Source organism: Pontibacter fetidus (assembly GCF_010119545.1).
Lineage (GTDB): Bacteria > Bacteroidota > Bacteroidia > Cytophagales > Hymenobacteraceae > Pontibacter > Pontibacter fetidus.
In genome coordinates this window covers 35717-54730 of sequence record NZ_JAAEAA010000001.1, presented here as the reverse complement: position 1 = coordinate 54730, position 19014 = coordinate 35717, and the positions used below count along the sequence as shown (strand labels likewise).

Below are 19014 nucleotides of genomic sequence, written 5' to 3'. Positions count from 1 at the left end.
AAATCTGTTCCTTTGCCTGCATCCGGTGGGTATAAATAGGGCAAACAACCGGCTGAAACGACAAAAGCCCCGACTTGCAGCCGGGGCTTTTGCTTTACAAACTATAGGCTTAGCCTAAGTATGGTTTCAATGCTTTGCTTCTGGAAGTATGACGCAATCTTCTGATCGCTTTTTCTTTGATCTGGCGAACACGCTCACGGGTCAGGTTAAATTTCTCACCTATTTCTTCCAGTGTCAGCGAGTGCTCTCCGTTCAGGCCAAAGTATAGCGTAATTACATCGGCTTCGCGCTTGGTTAACGTAGAAAGGGCACGCTGTACTTCTTTGCGAAGCGAGTCGTTCATCAGACCCATGTCCGGCGATTCTTCGTCTTCGTTTTCCAATACGTCCAGCAAACGGTTTTCTTCGCCTTGCACAAACGGGGCATCCACGGATACGTGGCGGCCGGAAATCTTCAGGGTATCAACTACCTCCGCGGTTGTCAGTTCCAGTACCTCAGCAATTTCTTCCGGCGATGGCTCGCGTTCAAATTTCTGCTCCAGTTCCGAGAATGACTTGGATATCTTGTTAAGCGAACCAACACGGTTTAGTGGTAAACGCACAATACGCGACTGCTCGGCCAATGCCTGCAGAATGGACTGACGGATCCACCAAACGGCATAAGAGATAAATTTAAAACCTCTTGTTTCGTCGAAACGCTTTGCTGCTTTAATAAGACCAAGGTTACCTTCGTTAATAAGGTCACCTAAAGACAGACCCTGGTTCTGGTACTGTTTTGCAACAGATACCACGAAGCGCAGGTTGGCTTTTGTTAGTTTCTCAAGTGCAAACTGATCTCCCTCTTTGATTCTCTGTGCTAACGAAACCTCCTCGTCCGGTGTAAGCAAATCTACTTTACCAATCTCCTGCAAATATTTGTCAAGCGACTGGCTTTCGCGGTTTGTGATCTGTTTGCTTATCTTGAGTTGTCTCATCAGAGTATATTATAAATGCAAAAATGGTGAAATGTTAATTTGGGCTCGGTTTGGTAACACCAGAAAATCGCGCAAAGTTCTTACATATTACGAATAAATTCAAGACTATGCACGCTTAACCCAAAAATAAAAACTCCTGACACCACAACAGCTTACCTGCTGGTGGTATCAGGAGCAATAAAATGATTACTGGTTTTGCTGAGGAGCTTCCGGTTTAGGAAGTATCGCCTTGCGTGACAGTTTAAATTTACCTGTCTTTTTATCTACATCGATCAGTTTTACTTTTACTTCTTCGCCAACTTCCAGCACGCCGTCCATTGTTTCAACGCGCTCGTGTTTGATCTCAGAAATGTGCAGTAACCCGTCTTTGCCAGGCATAAATTCAACGAATGCACCATAAGGCTGGATAGATTTAACTTTACCGATGTATACATCACCAATCTCAGGTTGTGCAACTATAGCTTTGATCTTAGAAACCGCGCTGTTCATGGCATCCTGGTTGCTTGCGAAAATGTTTACATGGCCTTTTTCGTTCTTCTCCTCGATGATGATCGTAGCACCTGTATCTTTCTGTATCTGCTGGATAACTTTACCACCTGGTCCGATAACGGCACCGATAAATTCTTTATCAATTACCATGTTGAACGAACGTGGTGTGTGTGGCTTATAGTCAGCATTAGGAGCTGATATAGTCTTATTCATCTCGTTCAGGATATGCAAACGACCACCTTTAGCCTGCTCAAGTGCCTGATAAAGTACATCGTAAGATAAACCATGAACTTTAATATCCATCTGGCAAGCCGTGATACCATCTTTTGTACCAGCTACTTTGAAGTCCATGTCACCTAAGTGGTCTTCGTCACCCAGGATATCTGAAAGAACGGCAAACTTACCGGTTTTCTCATCTGTGATCAGACCCATTGCAATACCGGATACACCGCCTTTAACAGGTACACCGGCATCCATCAGCGCAAGCGAGCCTGCACAAACAGTAGCCATAGACGATGAACCATTAGACTCCAGAATATCAGAAACGATACGGATAGTGTATGGATTTTCTGCATCTCCAGGTAATACTTTCTTAAGGGCACGAAGCGCCAGGTTACCATGACCAATCTCACGACGGCCTGGACCTCTGTTTGGCTTTACCTCGCCGGTTGAGAACGCAGGGAAGTTATAGTGTAACAAGAATTTGTTTGTACCAGAAACCATGGCGCTGTCGATCATCTGCTCATCTAGCTTAGTACCTAGCGTTACAGTAGTTAATGACTGAGTTTCGCCACGGGTAAATACAGCAGAACCGTGTGTAGCTGGCAGGTAATTTACCTCAGACCAGATCGGACGGATCTCATCCAGCTGACGGCCATCCAGTCGCACGCGCTGATCCAGGATCATGTTACGCACTGCTTCCTTCTCTACATCGTGGTAATAGGTTTTGATCAGGGTCATGTCATAACCATGGTCTTCGCCTAACGACTCTACAAACTCGTTCAGAACAGATGCAAAGCCTTCTTTACGCTCCGATTTGTTGGCACGGCCACGCATAGCCACTTCAAAAGCTTTGTCGTAAGTTGCGCTGCGTACTTTTTCGCGAAGCTCTTCGTCATGGGTTTCATGCGAGTATTCACGCTTGTTCAGTTTGCCAACCATTTCAGCTAATTCCAGCTGCGCCTGGCAATGTACTTTAATGGCATCGTGAGCAAACTTGATCGCTTCCAGCATTTCAGCTTCAGAAACTTCGTTCATCTCCCCTTCTACCATCACTACGCTGTCCATAGAGGCACCAACCATCATATCTATATCGGCACGCTGCAGGTCAGAAACGTTCGGGTTAATTACTAACTGGCCATCGATACGCGCTACACGCACTTCAGAGATCGGGCCGTTAAAAGGTATATCCGATACAGCCAGGGCAGCAGAAGCAGCAAGCGCAGCAAGGGCATCCGGCATGATCTCCGTATCAGCAGAGATCAGGTGTATCGTCATTTGCGTTTCAGCATGATAATCATCCGGGAAAAGCGGGCGCAGTACACGGTCAACCAAACGTGAAACAAGGATTTCGTAATCAGAAAGGCGGGCTTCTCTTCTCAGGAAACCACCAGGTATTTTACCAGATGAAGCAAACTTCTCCTGATAATCAACAGATAGTGGAAGGAAATCAACGCCCTCGCGGGCATCTTTGTTGGAAACTATAGCTGCAAGCAGCATGGTGTTTCCCATTTTTACTACAACAGAACCATCGGCCTGTTTGGCTAATTTACCAGTTTCAATAGTTATCTCCCGGCCATCCGGAAGAAGGATTGTTTTTGTGATCGCGTTTTGTGACATCTTCAATTATTTTTTTTCATCAAAAAACAGGGCTGCCCATTGCGGCCGCTGTCGGGGTACTGGCAAAGAGGAAAACGGGAATGGTATAAAAAAGATTAGGGAATTCCCGTTGTGAATTCCCTAATATAAAAAGCTTATTTTCTGATACCTAGCTCGCTGATGATAGCTCTGTATCTTTCGATATCGTTTTTCTGAAGGTAGTTAAGCAATCTTCTTCTTTTACCTACCAGTTTCAGAAGACCCAGGCGGGTGCTGAAATCTTTTCTGTGAATCTTCAGGTGCTCTGTAAGATCAGTAATGCGTGTAGTGAAAAGCGCGATCTGAGACTCAGCTGAACCAGTGTCAGTTTTAGATTTGCTTATGCCGTGCTTTTCGAAAATTTCTTGTTTCGCTTCAGTAGTTAATTTCATTTCGTATAAATATCAATCTGTTTTTATCAATGAGATTGCCGTATAAGCCGCAAAGATATAAAAAATTAAATTAATCAAAAACTATTTTGCCGCTCTATTTTAGCTCTTGCTACAATTTATTGCGCCGGAGCCTTGCCATAAATTTGCGCCAGAAATCCAACTCCAGCAGGTTAGAGTCGTTGCGGGCCTGAATCAGAAAGAACAAACCTATAGGCAGCAGTATAGCATTAGAGGCCCACATACCTACCGGCACCGGTACCAAACCCTCGCGTGCCCACTTCTCGCCAAGTATAGATAGCACGTACATGACAATAAAGAAAATGATGGAAATAATAACCGGTACGCCTAAGCCACCCTTCTTTATAATAGCGCCCAAGGGCGCCCCGATCAGGAACATAATAAGGATGCTGGCCGACTGGGTATATTTTTTCCAGATCTCGATCTCGAAGTTTTTAGACTCGCGGATGGTGCTGTTTACGCGCTCGATATAGCTGGTAGTAAAACTCCTGATATTACGGGCTTTGTTCTTGGCCATTACCAGCGTACCGGTTGTAACCTCGGGCAGTTTGTATGCGATTTCCTTTTTAATATCGGCGCGGCCGCCAAATTTAGTACGTGTGGTATCCGTTTTCATGTACATATAAAAAGGATCCAGGTTGGTAACGTATTTCTTTTTTTCGGTGCTGGCCTGGGTGGCGAGCGAATCGGTTACCACGTTTAGCTCGGCAATATTCTTCATCATTTTGTTATCCGAAAAATACTCTTCGCGGGTACGGCTGAGGTCGAAAGACGAAAGACTGAACATGATCTTGCTCTCGTTGAAACGCTGCCTAACAAACTGCTCATCCGAGTTCTGAACTGAAATATCGTTCTGGTTTACGTAAATATTACCATCGAAAAGCTCGAGTACCAGGTAGCTGTCGTTGTGCTGGGTGTACATGCGGCCGGAGTCGGCAAGTATAACCCGCGAGTTGTTGCCGCCCTGCGTGTGGTCGTAGATCATGACATCGCGCACCGAACCGTTATCACCCAGCTTTTCGTTTATCTTTATACTATAGCCGGGCAGCCCATTGTAAAAAGCGCCTTCTTTAAAGTTCATGGTCGGCTTGGTCTGCCTAATATCCCAGAGCAAACTATAGGCCTTTAAGTTAGCTTTCGGTACGATATTGTTATTGAAGAAGAATGCGCAGAAGCCCAGCACGGCCGTAAAAATAAAGACCGGACGCAGGATGCGCGGCAAGGCAATGCCGGATGTTTTAATGGCCGTAAGTTCGTGGTGCTCGCCCAGCGTTCCGTAGGTCATCAGGGATGATAGAAGCACGGCTAGCGGCAGTGCGACAGGCGCCATGTTCAGGCTGAAATAAAAGAGAAGCTCTCCAAAAACACTGGCACCAAGATCCTTACCTACCAGTTCGTCGAGGTATTTTAACATATACTGTGTAAGTAGTATAAACTCTACCACAGTAAAGGTTAATATGAACGGGCCGATGAACGACCGGATAATAAGTTTATCTAATTTCTTCATGAGAGCATAAAACCATTGCGGCTTTGCCTGGAACTATAGGGTATACACGTAACGCCAAAGCTCCAAAAAACGTGCAAAGATACGCAGCAGAACCGGACGGAATGCTACCCGCCTACTATTTCTCTCAGGTTTTGCATCAGGTGTTCCCAGAGCTCGGCCAGTTCTTCCTGGTCCTCTTCATCAGAATAATCTACTACTTTCAGGAACTGCTCCTGGGTAAGCTCACTCGACTCGATAGAGAAATCAATATAAGACGGATCGGAAACGTGTTGGCGGTGGTCGTCCAGGAAAAGGAAACGAACGGAACGGTTAGAGCGGAAACCCGTCATTTCAGCGTAATGGTTGCTGCTATCCCATATAAAATTAAACACTTTGTTTTCTTCCACTTTTACGTCGTCGCAAAACCATTCGGCCAAACCACTGGCGGTACTCAGGTAAGGATACAGTAATCGGGCAGATGCATTGATCGGGTACTCTCCAACAAATTTAGTCTTTGTAGATCTCATCATAGAGCATAATAGTAAGTGATTGAGTAAGTATAGTGTTATTTTTTGATTCTATTAATATATCGAAAATAAAATATTTTTTTTCTGACTAAACTATTGTGCAGAATTAAATCTTTTGCATACTTTTGCATCACAATTCGGCGGGGTAGCTCAGATGGTTAGAGCGCAGGATTCATAACCCTGAGGTCGGCAGTTCGATTCTGCTCCCCGCTACAAACAAAAGCCTGTTGGTTAACGCCAGCAGGCTTTTTTGTTTCAGCACAAACTATAGCTGTGATTCTCAATCAGTTCTATCCTATAACTATAGTTTATACTTTTGCATAGCACGTTATTTAAATAAAAAAGAGCCTGTCCGGATTACCAGGCAGGCTCTTTTTATAGTTTATAGGTTAAATTATTACATTTTTGCCTCAACTGGCAGGTCTTCCAGTTGGGCGTAGCTAAGTTTCCAGTTTCCGTCTTCGCCTTTTTTCCAGAGAAGGATAAAGTTACCTTCGCCTTCACCACCCGGTTGGCCCGGAGCATCCGGTTTTACGTCTACTGAAAAAGTACCGGCTTCGTAGGCCATGTTCTTATCAACTCCGGAACTCACTACATTCAGTCGCAGGTCTTCTATCGTTTCTATCGTTTCGTTTACCCATTTATCGGCAACTTCAGACTTACCACTGAAATGAATCTCACCCTGCACAAAGTCTACGTCTTCGGCCAGCATAGCTTCTATTTTACTTTCATCTTCGCTGTTCCAGGCATCAATAAACTGTTTGTTCAGGTCTTGCACCACTTTAACATCTTCGGTTTTCTGGCAAGAGGTAAACAGAAATGCTACGGACAGCATCGCGATTAAGGATCTCATAATTTTAGTTCTTTAGTGTATACTTAAATACAAAAACACATATATATTTTCCGGCTTATACGGATTAAAAAAAAACCAGTCATTAAATGACTGGTTTTTTTATTTGTAGAGGTGTTATTTACCAGCTCTTTCTTCTGTACTCAGAAGTATGGTATGGCTTATCTGTGTCACCAAAGTCAGGGTTTGGAAGGAAGCCGTTGCTTGCCAATAAAGCCATTGAGTTATCGTTGTAAGCTAAAGCAGGCTGCTGGGTAGCTACTAATGCATTTGTAGAAGCTTTAGTGCTGGCAGGAGCTGATGATCTTCTGCTTGATGCCATACGGGCATTTGCAGCTCTGTTAGCGGCTGCTGCGCGGTTAGCGGCTGCAATACGCTCTGCTTCTTTTTTCTTCTGCTTGTTATCGATGATCTTACCAACACCGTAACCGGCACCGGCACCAACTACTGCACCTACAGCACCACCCACTACACGATTACGCTTATGGATGATGGCACCTGCAGCAGCGCCTGTAGCACCACCAATAACTGCACCTTTTGCCTGAGGGCTCCAGCCTCTTCGTTCTGTTTGTGCCGATGCACTAAAAGCAACAGCAACTATCAATACAAGGCTTAGAGCTAAACTGATTACCTTTTTCATAACATTCATTTTTAAGTTGAAACTTTATACGCAACTGAAGACTGTAGTTACAATTCGTGTGCCAAAAAATTAACCTTGCTTAAAACAATCTTTATTCAGGTAAACTTTTTTATATTTAAATACCTATTCCGGTTAAAATTCTCCACTTCTATGAAAAAAACACCCTTGCCCGGTTCTGCCCTTCGGTTTATACTTTTGCTTTTATTGCTGGGCAGCTGCAAAGGCAACTCCGACGAGCTGCTTTTAGAAAGCCGCAACTTTGAGCAGCAGATAGCACAGGAACAAAACCTTGTTTTTACTTTCGATAAAGCCTTGGTACCGGATTCGCTGCTGAACCAATGGGACACCATACCTTATATAAATATAAAACCCACCGTAAAAGGCAAGTTTAAATGGACGGCCCCCAACGAACTGGTTTTCTCTCCTGACCGGCCATTTGCGCCCAGCACCAATTACCAGGCCGACCTAACCGAAAACTTACTACAGCATTCTAAAACGAAATATAAAATTCCGGCTGGCCAGGGCTTCACATTTCACACCCCCTACCTAGCCCTCGCTAAAACTAACGCCTACTGGACCCTAAACGAAAACAACCCCACCCAGCTGGAAGCAAACCTGTTGCTGAACTTTAATTATCCGGTAACTATAGCTACCCTGCGCGATAAACTGCATGTGTACCAGGGCAACACTGATCTGCCTTTAGAGATAGTAAGCAGTACCCCCCAAACTATAGCTGTAAAACTGAAGCAAATAAACCAGTTAGATGAAGACGCTTTACCGGTGCGGGTAACTATAGCCAAAGGTCTTGCCATGCCGGGCAGCACTTACCAGACCACACAAACTATAGCACGGGAGGTAGCATTGCCCAGCCGGCGCCGGATGCAGGTAAGCGAAGTAGCCACGGCTTTTGAAGAAGGCCAGGAACGCATTTATGTATTTACCACCCAACCCGTAACTAACTCCGACCTGCGCAGTGTAATACAACTCAGTCCGCAACGCGAATTTACGGTAGAGCGACTAGAGAATGGCCTGGTGCTGCAAGGCAACTTTGCCGACCAGGAAAACTATACCTTAACGATAAGCGGTAACCTGGCAGGCATAGCAGGTAAAGAACTGGGCCGCGATTACCGGCACCCGATCTCGTTCCGGACCTTGCAGCCAACCATAGCGTTTGTAAACCAGAAAAGCATTTACCTGAGCAGCCAGGGCGCCCGCGATATTGCCTTAAGCCTGATACAGGTGCCGCGTATAAAAGTAAGCATCGGTAAAGTATACGAAAACAACATTCTGCGCTATTTACAGGATGGCAAAATGTACGATGGCTATTACGATGAAGAAGCGGAAGAATACTATGAAAGTAACTACTATGCTATAAACGACAACAACGGCAACATCATTTTCGAACGCGAATACGACACTAAATCACTCCGAAAAAAAGGCAACGCCCACCTCTTAAACCTCGACCTGAACGACCTGGATTTTGACAGCCAGTTAAAAGGCCTGTATGTGATCACGGTTACCAGTACCGACAAAAACTGGCTGAAGGATTCTAAAATTGTTTCAGTTTCAGATATCGGGCTGATAGCCAAACAGGGAAAAAACGAGGTGGTAGTATTTGCCAACTCTATCCGGAATGCCACCACTTTGGAAGGTGTTGAGGTTCGGTTCATCAGTACGAATAACCAGGTTATCCATAAAGCTACTACCGATAAAGAGGGCGTGGCCCGTTTTAGTAATATAGCTAAAGCAGCTCCTGATTTTAAGATGGGCCTGATAACCGCACGGTTGGGCAACGACTTTAACTACATGCCATACAGCCAGACACTGGTAAACACATCAAGGTTTGATGTAGGTGGCAAGCGGCTGGGGGAACTGAACTATGATGCCTTTATTTATGGCGACCGCGACCTGTACCGCCCCGGCGATACCGTGCATGTCAATACCATTATCAGAACACCCGCCTGGGAAACTATAGCCGGACTACCCCTAAAGCTAAAACTGCTGTTGCCCAACGGCAAAGAGTACCGAAGTATAAAAACCAAGCTGAACAAAGAGGGCGCCACTACCACAGACCTTATACTGCCTGCAAGCGCAGTTACCGGCACCTATACCATAGAAGTATACTCGGGCAACGACGTGCTGCTAAACTCCCGCAAAATTGGCGTGGAAGAATTTATGCCCGACAGGTTAAAAGTAACAGCAACCTTGAACAAAACTGCTTTTGTGCCCGGTGATAAACTTATAGTTGACATGACAGCGCAAAACCTGTTTGGTCCTCCGGCAGCCAACCGCAACTACGAAGTACAGCTCAGCCTGAAGAAGAAACCCTTTGAACCTGAGAGTTACCCCGACTATACCTTCGACATCAATACGTCCGGCACAGTAGCCTTACAGAACAGCGTGCGCCAGGGTATAACCGATGCACAAGGCAAAGGCAGGGAAACATTTGAGCTGACCGGTTACCAGGATGTGGGGTTGCTGGATGGCTCGGTGTATACCACGGTGTTTGATGAAACAGGCAGGCCAGTGAACAGGCTGAGCAAATTTGATGTGAGTACGCAGCAGGTTTATTTCGGTATCCGCAGGTTTGATGCGTATGTAAGTACCCGCCGCGCCCTGCATATTCCGTTGCTTGCCCTAAACCGAAGCGGAAAGCCCATTGCCGGCAACGCCCGCGTGCAATTGGTGCGCTATACCTACGAATCGGTGATTGAACGGAACCTTGACAACTATAACTATAAATCGCAGCGCAAGGAGAACGTGGTACTTAACAAAACGATTACTATACCTGCCGGAGGTGGCTCGTTTAGCTTCACGCCTGTTTCGTCGGGTGAGTATGAGCTGCGCGTAATGCGCCCGGGTGCCTATAACTATGTAGCCCATGAATTTTACGCCTACGGCTGGGGCGATACCGAAAGCACCTCGTTTGCTGTGAATACCGAAGGCGAAGTAGACATAGCCCTGGATAAAGATAACTACGAGGTAGGCGACAAAGCCAAGGTGCTCTTCAAATCTCCGTTTGCCGGTAAAATACTGGTAACCGTGGAGCAGGAAAACGTGCTGAACCATTATTACCTGAAAACCGATAAAAAAGCAGCCTCGCTGGAGTTGCCTATAGTTAGTAAACACCTGCCCACTATTTACATTACAGCCACTGCGTTGCGACAGGTTAAAGATAACCGCATGCCACTAACGATTGCCCGGGGTTTTAAACCTGTAACCATAACCGCTAAAAGCACCAGGCTCGATGTTGCTATCACTGCTCCCGAAGTTTCCCGGTCGAATAAACTACAGCAGGTAAAAATAAAAACTGCCCCAAATGCTGAAGTAACGCTGGCTGTGGTGGATGAAGGCATCCTGCAACTGAAAGACTATAAAACACCGGACCCTCACAGCTATTTTTACCAGAAGCGCGCCCTAGAAACCGAAATGTACGACCTATACCCTTACCTCTTCCCGGAATTTGGCAACCGATCAAGTGTAGGTGGCGATGGTTATGACCTGGAGAAACGCATTAATCCGCTTACCTCTAAACGAGTAAAACTGGTATCGCTGTGGAGCGGGCACCTGAAAACAAATAGCAGCGGCGAAGCCATCGTTAAAGTAAAAATTCCGGAGTTTTCGGGGGCGGTACGTGTGATGGCCGTGGCGTATAAAGGAAAAGCCTTTGGTGCAGCTGAAAAGATGATGCGCGTTTCGGACCCTGTGGTAATCAGTACAGCGTTACCGCGTTTTGTGAGTCCTTCTGATACGATACTTGTCCCGGTTACACTGAGCAACACCACCACCAAACCAGCAACGGCCGGTAGCGCTATATCCGTTACCGGTCCGTTGCGCGTGGTTGGTACAACGTCAAAATCAGCAAGCATCAAACCGAATACAGAGACACAGGTAATTTATAAACTGGTAGCCACTCCAACTATAGGTCAGGCTAAGGTTACGGTAGCCGTAAATGCGCTGGGCGAAAAATTCAGTAGCAATACCGACATTACTGTAAGGCCAACGGCACCGCTGCGCAAAATAACCAATGCCGGAACTATAAAATCAGGCACCACTGCCGAGCTCAAACTGGCGCATGATTTTATACCTTCATCGGTAGCGTCAAAACTTATCGTAAGCAATTCGCCGCTGGCTCAGTTTACCGATGATATTACATTCCTGCTACGTTATCCGCATGGCTGCCTGGAGCAAACAACGTCTACGGCCTTCCCGCTACTTTACTATACCGACCTGGCCAGGGCCCTGCAACAAACACAAAAGAACCGGACCTATAACCCGACTTACCTGGTGCAGGAAGCCATTGCCAAAATAGAGCAGATGCAGCAGTATGATGGCGGATTTACGTATTGGCCTGGAGCTGAAAATACGGATTGGTGGAGCAGCATTTATGCCACCCATTTCCTGCTGGAAGCAAAAAAAGCCGGCTATCCTGTAACGCAACAGGTGCTTGATAAAGCTATTACTTACCTGCAGCGCAAAGTAAAAGCCAAAGGCCTGGAAGAATACCGCTACTACAATGCTGCCCGGCAGGTACAAAGCAAATACATTGCCTCCCGCGAAACAGCCTACTCGCTGTACGTGCTAACTATAGCCGGCAAACCCGACTGGGCCACCATGAACTACTATAAAACAAAACCAGAATTACTGGCCCTCGACAGCCGCTATTTACTGGCCAGCACCTACGCCTTAAACGGCCGTCGCGAGAGCTTTAACCAGCTCCTGCCCCGCTCCTTTGCCGGCGAAACATCGGTGCGTGCGCTTGATGGCAGCTTTTATTCCCCACTACGCGATATGGCCATTTCACTGAATAGTCTGATAGAAGCTGACCCGGAAAACGCCCAGATAACTACGTTGGCAAGACATCTTTCAGAAGAGTTGAAATCGAGCCGTTGGTACAACACCCAGGAACGGGCATTTGCGCTGATGGCACTTGGGAAACTGGCAAGCCGTAATGCTGGTAATGCTACCGCACAGGTTATACAGGATGGGAAAGTAATTGGGACTTACAACGGTAAAGACCTGGTGCTGCAGGATAAGTTGAAGGCTGGAACTATAACCCTGAAGAGTACAGGCAAAGGCACGCTGTATTATTTCTGGGAGATGGAAGGCATTAGCCAGAGCGGTAACTATAAACAGGAAGATAATTTGATGCAGGTCCGCAAAGCTTTCTTTAACCGCAATGGCAAACAGATAACGAACAACACCTTTCAGCAAAACGACCTGGTTATCGTCCGGATCGCGTTGCAGTCGCTGGATGGCAGAACGATACCGAATGTAGCGATCACAGATATGCTGCCGGCCGGATTCGAGATCGAGAACCCACGCCTGATGACCGAACGTGAGTTTGCCTGGATTCAAAAACAGCAACCAGCTACCCCAGACCATACCGACATCCGCGACGACCGGATTAACATTTACACCACAGCCAGGCCTAAAGAACAATATTTTTTCTATCAGGTTCGGGCTGTCTCAAAAGGGAATTTCAAATTAGGTCCGGTGGGTGCCGATGCGATGTATAATGCCGAGTACCATAGCTACCATGGGGCTGGAACGGTAAAGGTGAAGTAACGAACAAATGGTAATGCAGCAACATCCATTTAAGTATAAACTACAACATTGGCTTTTAAAATACAGAAGCTGGCTGGCTGGTTTTGCGTTGGTTTTGCTGTTACCTATAGTTGGATTTATAGTTCTGAATAAGCTTTACCCACTAACTATAACTATCTCCTATTCTCCGGTTATCACAGCATCGGATGGCAGCGTGGTAAATGCGTTTCTGAGCAGCGACGACAAATGGCGGATGCAACTGGAGCCGGATGAAATTAATCCGGTTCTGAAGAAAGCTGTCTTGTTAAAAGAAGACCGGTATTTTTATTATCATCCCGGGGTAAACCCGGTGGCTATCGTACGGGCTACATTCAACAATATTACGCATCGCAAAACTACCTCCGGGGCATCTACTATTACCATGCAGGTAGCGCGGCTGCTTTATCCTCAGAAACGCACCTACACAAACAAACTGTCCGAAATTTTTCGGGCACTGCAGTTGGAGTGGAACTATAGCAAAAACGAGATACTGCAACTATACCTGAACCTGGTACCTTTTGGCGGTAATATTGAAGGCGTAAAAGCTGCCTCTGTGCTATACTTCCAGCAATCGCCGAGACAGCTGAGCCTGGCGCAGGCCGTAACACTGACCGTAATCCCTAACAAGCCCTCTTCGCTTCGGATCGGCAAACAGAATGCGCGTATCGTGGAGTTCCGGAACAAGTGGCTGCTATACTATAAACAGCAACAGGCTTTTCCGGAAGATGCCATACAGGATGCCCTGAACGAACCATTGGAAGCCGTCCGGCTGGAAGCCCCAAAAGTAGCGCCGCATTTTGCTTACCGTATGTTCCGGAAGTATAAAAATCAATCGATCATCAAAACTACGCTTAACCGGCAGGTGCAGGAAAAAGTAGAACAGCTCGCTTATAACTATAGGCAACGGTTGCGCTACCAAAACATTCATAATGCCGCGGTACTGGTCATCAATAACGAAACAAAAGCTGTAGAAGCCTACCTGGGCTCGGCAGATTTTACGGATGCGGCACATGGTGGGCAGGTAGATGGTGTGCGGGCTGTCCGATCGCCGGGCAGTACCCTGAAACCGTTCCTGTATGCTGCTGCTATCGACAAAGGACTTATTACCCCGAAAACGATCATCAGCGATGTGCCAATTGATTATGCCGGCTACCGGCCACAAAATTACTTTGGCAACTATAACGGAAATGTAACCATAGAACATGCGCTGGCCACATCGCTGAACGTACCGGCTGTAAAATTACTTGATCAGGTGGGCGTACATACGTTTGTAAAAAAACTACAGCAAGCCGACTTCTCTGATATAAAACTGAAAGGCGACCAGTTGGGCTTATCGTTAATACTTGGGGGCTGCGGCGTTAAACTGGAAGAACTGACTACGCTTTATGCTGCATTTGCAAACCAGGGTAAGTACAACCCCATCAGGTGGCTGCAGCAAGACACAACTATAGTTTCCCGGGAGATCTTCTCTCCTGCTTCGGCTTATATGATTAACCAGACGCTTACCCAATTGCTACGCCCCGACCTGCCGCATAATGCCCAGAACAGTGCACACCTGCCCAAAATCGCCTGGAAAACTGGTACCTCGTATGGCCGCAAAGATGCCTGGAGCATTGGCTATAATAAAAAGTACACGGTGGGTGTCTGGGTTGGCAATTTCTCCGGCGAAGGCGTACCTGAACTAAACGGTACCGATTCTGCTACCCCGCTGCTATTCGACATTTTTAACGCTATAGATTATAACAGCCCGAATAACTGGTTTAGGCCACCGCCAACTATAGCTAACCGAACTGTGTGCACAGAAAGTGGCCAACCAAACAACAGCTTCTGCCAGAACCTGGTGCTCGATACATTTATACCCGGCGTCTCGCCTGTCGCCAAATGTACCCACCTCAAAAAAGTAGCCGTATCCACAGACCTGAAATATGCCTACTGCACAAGCTGTCTGCCTTTGTCCGGGCTAACCGAAAAATGGTACCCCAACTATGCCCCCGAGATCCTGACCTATTTTGATGCGGAACATATACCCTACCAGCGCATACCACCGCACAACCCCACTTGCAGCCGTATATTCCAGGAGTATGCGCCTGTTATCACCTCGCCTACTGCCGAAATGGAATATATTTTAGAGCAGGAAGAGCGCCAGAAACTGATGCTGCACTGCAATGCCAACAACGAAGTAAAACAGGTATACTGGTACATCAACGATACGTTTATAAAGTCAGCGGCTGCTAACGAAAAAGTGTTTTTTGAGCCACAGCATGCAGGCAAGTATAAAATCTCCTGCACCGACGACCAGGGCCGCAATACCAACAGCTACATTACGGTGCAGTTCCTGTAAGCAACTATAGCGTAGCCATAACTTTAAACATCAATTCCTGTTTATTACAGCATGATCTCAGCAACCACCTACCAGGCCGCAAGTGTAGTAGCACCAACTATAGAAAACCATTTTATAGAGCAACTCGCAACGGCACGCCTTAGCAGCAATCAGCAAGTGGCACCGTTGCCTTCTGCTTATGTCATAGAAAAAGTAATTGATGTCGCCTTCTGGGCAAGTTTACGCCGCGAAGAAGGCCATGTCATCAAAATATCGCTTGCTTATTTGTCGCCGGAGCAGACGCGGTTACCGGTTGTGTTTCAGCAGCGCTTACCGCTTACGCCGGCCATACTTACCAAACTGGCACCTGGCGTAGAGCGGCCAGGCATCCACATCGGGGTTTGGGAAGAGGACGGGGAGCTATACATCTGGGGCACTACGCGTTCCATCCCGAGTTTAAGCTTTGTGGTAGATGTATCGGAGCCAGGTTTGCTGGTTATAAAGCACAGGCGATTAGATGGTTTCGGGAAATATGCCAACGTAGCTGTACTGAAAGGCGACCAGGTAAAGCTCATAGACGAAAACAGCGCTGCCCTGGAAGATTGCCCTGCTTTCCTGACCTCGTTGCTGGGCGCTGAAAAACCATTTACCGATGTATCGGCCAATATACTGATACAACTGGCTGTATCGATGCGGGCACATAAACGGGGCGGCTCTTTACTGGTGGTTCCTGCTGCTTCCGAGGCCTGGCAAGCTTCTATCATTAAACCGTTGCTTTATGCCGTGGAGCCTTCTTTTTCGGGGCTGGCTGACCTGGTGAAGAATAAAGAAACCGAAAAAGCCAAAGGCACCTGGCAGGAAACCTTAAAACGCGAAGTGGACGCTTTGGCCGGACTTACAGCTATAGATGGTGCCACCATCATTAACGATAACTATAACCTGCTGGCGTTTGGCGCAAAAATAGGGCGTGCCGCAGGAAGTAAACCAGTAGATGAACTGATTGTAACGGAACCTATTATAGGTGATACTGAAAAACAACTGCACCCTGCTCAGAACGGCGGCACCAGGCATTTATCGGCCGCGCAGTTTGTGCACGACCAGCGCGACGCATTGGGCCTAGTAGCCTCGCAGGACGGTCGCTTTACCATTTTTTCGTGGTCGCCGTGCAAGCAAATGGTGCATGCCCACCTGATAGATACACTGCTGCTCTAACTATAGTTTGTAACTCACCTGCAAAGCCTGCGTTCTTACGCATATGAGCAGAGCATTTGTAAAAGAAGACGACTCCGGAGAAGCGCCGATTATACCGCCACGGGCAGCCTTGCCGCCAGGCATTACCAACTATGTAACCCCGCGCGGACTAGAGCAACTACGCCAGGAGCTGACCGAACTGGAAACTGAACGATCACAGGCCGAAGCCAACCGGGAAAATGAAGCCGAACGCACACGCCAACTGACTATACTGAACGGCCGTATCGCAGCAGTTACAGCCCGTATTGCATCCGCTAAAGTAATAGAACCCAAAGATCAACCCACCGACCAGGTACGTTTCGGGTCCACCGTTACACTTAAAACTATAAAGGGCCGCAACCTTGGCCATAAGAGAACTTTCACTATAGTTGGAGTGGACGAAGCGTCTGTAGAACAAGGCCGTATCGCGTTTGTAGCTCCTATTGCCAAAATTGTAACCGGTGCAAAAGTGGGCCAAAATATAACCTTGCGCCTAGGCAAAGACGAAGAAGTAGCCGAGGTAACCAATATTGCTTACGACACAAACCAATAACCAAGCATAGCTCTGCCCCAGCTCAGATTTGCTACAGAATTGTTGTTTAGCTTACCGCCCTTACACCCACACTATGAGAATCCTGATTATCGAAGATGAGCCTGCCCTTAATGCGTCTATAGTTACCTATCTGCAACAGGAAGGCTATAGTTGCGATGCCGCTTATGATTTTAAAGAAGCCAGCCTTAAAATTGCAGACGTGCCCTATACTTGTGTGCTCGCCGACCTGAACCTGCCTCTCGGCAACGGACTGGACCTGGTAAAACTGCTGAAAGAAAACACGCCCGAAACCGGTATCATCATTATCTCTGCAAAAAATGCCCTCGACGACAGAATTACCGGACTGGAACTGGGCGCCGACGATTACCTTACCAAACCATTCCATTTATCTGAACTGAACGCCAGGTTAAAATCGGTGATCCGCAGGCGTAATTTTAATGGCCATAAAACTATACAGGTAGGCGTGCTGGAAGTGTTACCGGATGCGGCAGAAGTACAGGTCCAAGGCAAGAAACTGGCGCTAACCAAAAAAGAATACGACCTGCTACTCTATTTTCTGGCTAACCGCAACCGCGTACTTACCAAAGATGCCATTGCCGAACACCTTTGGGGAGACCATGTAGAGGCCCTCGATTCGCTTGATTTTGTGTACACGCACATTAAGAACCTGCGTCGTAAAATTATGGAAGCTGGTGGTGAGGATTACATCCAGACGGTATATGGACTGGGTTATAAGTTTGTGAGCCCATGAGAATCCTGACTAAAACAAGCCTGTATTACCTGCTGGTGTCTTTTGTCGTGTTCTTGGCAGGCGGTATCGGGTATTACCTTATTTTGCAGGGCGAGATTTACGACGAAGTGGACGACCAGCTGTTTACGGATAAAGAAAATATACTAACCTACATCCGCCGCACCAATACTCTGCCCCACGTAACCTCAGGCGTTACCGAAACTATAGTTGTAAAAGAAGTAACCAGCGCCACGCCTGTCCTCGAATCTCTGACCGATACCCTGATTTATAGTTCCTACGACGAAGAAAGCATCCCGTACCGCCGGCTGACCTTTACCGCTTACCAGAACGGAAAGGCCTACCAGTACACGATTATGAAATCGGTGATGGATTTTGATGACCTGTTCGAGAGTACCGTTTTTGCTATGGGCTGGACTTTTGTGATGCTGCTTTTTGGACTGGGTGCTGTAAACTATAGCATTAACAAATATACCTGGCGCAATTTTTACGATACACTTGGCAAACTAAAGCGCTATAGTTTGGCACAATACGGGCCGTTGCAACTCAAGCCATCCAACACCACCGAATTCCAGGAACTGAACAACGCGCTTCAGGCCATGACCCATAAAATCCATACAGATTATCTGAACCTTAAAGAGTTTACCGAAAATGTGTCGCATGAGATACAAACCCCGCTGGCTATAGTTAACAGCAAACTCGAGCTTTTTATGCAGTCCGATAACCTGACTACAGAGCAGGCAAAGTTGCTGGAAGAGATGCACCATTCTGTAAGCCGTCTGGCCCGTTTAAACAAATCGCTCATCCTGCTTACCCGCATCGAAAACCGGGAGTTTAAAGAAAACGAGGAGGTACCACTACACGAGCTGCTTACACAACAAACCGAACAGCTACAGGAAATAATAGAAATGCAGGGACTGCAACTAACGCAAACTATAGAAAGCCCCGTATTCCTGCTTATGAACCGCGGCCTCGCCGAAGTGCTGCTCTCTAACCTGCTCATTAACGCCATTCAGCATAATCGCCCCGGAGGTGCAGTAACTATAACCTTAACTATAGCTAACCTCTGCATCCAAAACACGGGCCAACCATTGCAGACTGCACCTGATGCATTTTTCGGGAGATTTGTAAGTGGCAGTACAAACTCCGGTTCGTTAGGCATCGGGCTGGCGCTGGTAAACAAAATCTGCGCAATCTATAGTTTGCAACCCAGCTATACTTACCAGAATGAGCTACATACACTTTGCATAAGCTTTCCGGAAAAAAGCAGTAAATAATTTACTTCTACAGATTGTCTTCAGATTTGGGTTGTAAACTTCGGTTGATATTAACCTAAAAACCGACA

13 protein-coding genes and 1 tRNA gene are annotated in these 19014 nt (G+C 46.9%); 7 read left to right on the top strand and 7 right to left on the bottom strand.

The annotated features are described in order from the left end of the window. Positions 1 to 109 precede the first annotated feature (109 nt). The 5 genes from GWO68_RS00220 to GWO68_RS00200 form a co-directional block, all read right to left on the bottom strand. Positions 110 to 973 carry a sigma-70 family RNA polymerase sigma factor gene (locus tag GWO68_RS00220; RefSeq protein WP_025605096.1) on the bottom strand — a complete coding sequence of 288 codons (864 nt, stop codon included), beginning with the start codon at positions 971 to 973 and terminating at the stop codon, positions 110 to 112. A 186-nt stretch (positions 974 to 1159) separates the two neighbouring features. Then, positions 1160 to 3301: a polyribonucleotide nucleotidyltransferase gene (gene pnp / locus GWO68_RS00215; RefSeq protein WP_162344388.1), complete on the bottom strand. Its 2142-nt coding sequence runs from the start codon at positions 3299 to 3301 to the stop codon at positions 1160 to 1162. A 134-nt stretch (positions 3302 to 3435) separates the two neighbouring features. Beyond that, complete coding sequence (gene rpsO / locus GWO68_RS00210) at positions 3436 to 3711, bottom strand: 30S ribosomal protein S15 (protein ID WP_162344387.1); 276 nt, start codon at positions 3709 to 3711, stop codon at positions 3436 to 3438. 109 nt (positions 3712 to 3820) lie between these two features. Continuing rightward, complete coding sequence (locus GWO68_RS00205) at positions 3821 to 5236, bottom strand: LptF/LptG family permease (protein ID WP_162344386.1); 1416 nt, start codon at positions 5234 to 5236, stop codon at positions 3821 to 3823. A 104-nt stretch (positions 5237 to 5340) separates the two neighbouring features. After that, complete coding sequence (locus GWO68_RS00200; RefSeq protein ID WP_317164471.1) at positions 5341 to 5745, bottom strand: START-like domain-containing protein; 405 nt, start codon at positions 5743 to 5745, stop codon at positions 5341 to 5343. Between the two features lie 136 nt (positions 5746 to 5881). Here GWO68_RS00200 and GWO68_RS00195 point away from each other — a divergent pair. After that, positions 5882 to 5955, top strand: a tRNA-Met gene (locus GWO68_RS00195). 184 nt (positions 5956 to 6139) lie between these two features. Here GWO68_RS00195 and GWO68_RS00190 read toward each other — a convergent pair. Together GWO68_RS00190 and GWO68_RS00185 are read right to left on the bottom strand one after the other, a co-directional pair. After that, entirely contained in the window at positions 6140 to 6595 is a 456-nt protein-coding gene (locus GWO68_RS00190) for a YybH family protein (RefSeq protein ID WP_162344385.1), read from the bottom strand. Positions 6596 to 6713: 118 nt separating this feature from the next. Next, positions 6714 to 7232 carry a glycine zipper domain-containing protein gene (locus GWO68_RS00185; RefSeq protein WP_162344384.1) on the bottom strand — a complete coding sequence of 173 codons (519 nt, stop codon included), beginning with the start codon at positions 7230 to 7232 and terminating at the stop codon, positions 6714 to 6716. 150 nt (positions 7233 to 7382) lie between these two features. Here GWO68_RS00185 and GWO68_RS00180 point away from each other — a divergent pair, with 150 nt between their 5' ends. From GWO68_RS00180 to GWO68_RS00155, 6 genes are all read left to right on the top strand, one after another. Next, the gene (locus GWO68_RS00180; RefSeq protein WP_162344383.1) at positions 7383 to 12800 is read left to right on the top strand and encodes an alpha-2-macroglobulin family protein; all 5418 of its coding nucleotides are present in this window, start codon (positions 7383 to 7385) and stop codon (positions 12798 to 12800) included. 13 nt (positions 12801 to 12813) lie between these two features. After that, positions 12814 to 15159 (top strand): penicillin-binding protein 1C, encoded by a 2346-nt coding sequence (gene pbpC, locus GWO68_RS00175; RefSeq protein ID WP_162344382.1) that lies wholly within the window; start codon positions 12814 to 12816, stop codon positions 15157 to 15159. A gap of 51 nt (positions 15160 to 15210) precedes the next feature. Then, a complete protein-coding gene (locus GWO68_RS00170; protein ID WP_162344381.1) occupies positions 15211 to 16350 on the top strand; it encodes a putative sensor domain DACNV-containing protein in 1140 nt (379 codons plus the stop codon). Between the two features lie 43 nt (positions 16351 to 16393). After that, entirely contained in the window at positions 16394 to 16921 is a 528-nt protein-coding gene (locus tag GWO68_RS00165; protein ID WP_162344380.1) for a GreA/GreB family elongation factor, read from the top strand. A gap of 73 nt (positions 16922 to 16994) precedes the next feature. Further along, on the top strand, positions 16995 to 17672 hold the full coding sequence (locus GWO68_RS00160; protein ID WP_162344379.1) for a response regulator transcription factor: 678 nt from the start codon (positions 16995 to 16997) through the stop codon (positions 17670 to 17672). Then, complete coding sequence (locus GWO68_RS00155; RefSeq protein ID WP_162344378.1) at positions 17669 to 18946, top strand: sensor histidine kinase; 1278 nt, start codon at positions 17669 to 17671, stop codon at positions 18944 to 18946. The genes GWO68_RS00160 and GWO68_RS00155 overlap by 4 nt, the downstream gene beginning before the upstream one ends. Positions 18947 to 19014 lie beyond the last annotated feature (68 nt).

Bases quoted from the DNA above. Each gene is read 5' to 3' on its own strand.
- GWO68_RS00220 (WP_025605096.1), bottom strand. From the start codon at position 973: ATGAGACAACTCAAGATAAGCAAACAGATCACAAACCGCGAAAGCCAG.
- pnp (WP_162344388.1), bottom strand. From the start codon at position 3,301: ATGTCACAAAACGCGATCACAAAAACAATCCTTCTTCCGGATGGCCGG.
- rpsO (WP_162344387.1), bottom strand. From the start codon at position 3,711: ATGAAATTAACTACTGAAGCGAAACAAGAAATTTTCGAAAAGCACGGC.
- GWO68_RS00205 (WP_162344386.1), bottom strand. From the start codon at position 5,236: ATGAAGAAATTAGATAAACTTATTATCCGGTCGTTCATCGGCCCGTTC.
- GWO68_RS00200 (WP_317164471.1), bottom strand. From the start codon at position 5,745: ATGATGAGATCTACAAAGACTAAATTTGTTGGAGAGTACCCGATCAAT.
- GWO68_RS00190 (WP_162344385.1), bottom strand. From the start codon at position 6,595: ATGAGATCCTTAATCGCGATGCTGTCCGTAGCATTTCTGTTTACCTCT.
- GWO68_RS00185 (WP_162344384.1), bottom strand. From the start codon at position 7,232: ATGAAAAAGGTAATCAGTTTAGCTCTAAGCCTTGTATTGATAGTTGCT.
- GWO68_RS00180 (WP_162344383.1), top strand. From the start codon at position 7,383: ATGAAAAAAACACCCTTGCCCGGTTCTGCCCTTCGGTTTATACTTTTG.
- pbpC (WP_162344382.1), top strand. From the start codon at position 12,814: ATGCAGCAACATCCATTTAAGTATAAACTACAACATTGGCTTTTAAAA.
- GWO68_RS00170 (WP_162344381.1), top strand. From the start codon at position 15,211: ATGATCTCAGCAACCACCTACCAGGCCGCAAGTGTAGTAGCACCAACT.
- GWO68_RS00165 (WP_162344380.1), top strand. From the start codon at position 16,394: ATGAGCAGAGCATTTGTAAAAGAAGACGACTCCGGAGAAGCGCCGATT.
- GWO68_RS00160 (WP_162344379.1), top strand. From the start codon at position 16,995: ATGAGAATCCTGATTATCGAAGATGAGCCTGCCCTTAATGCGTCTATA.
- GWO68_RS00155 (WP_162344378.1), top strand. From the start codon at position 17,669: ATGAGAATCCTGACTAAAACAAGCCTGTATTACCTGCTGGTGTCTTTT.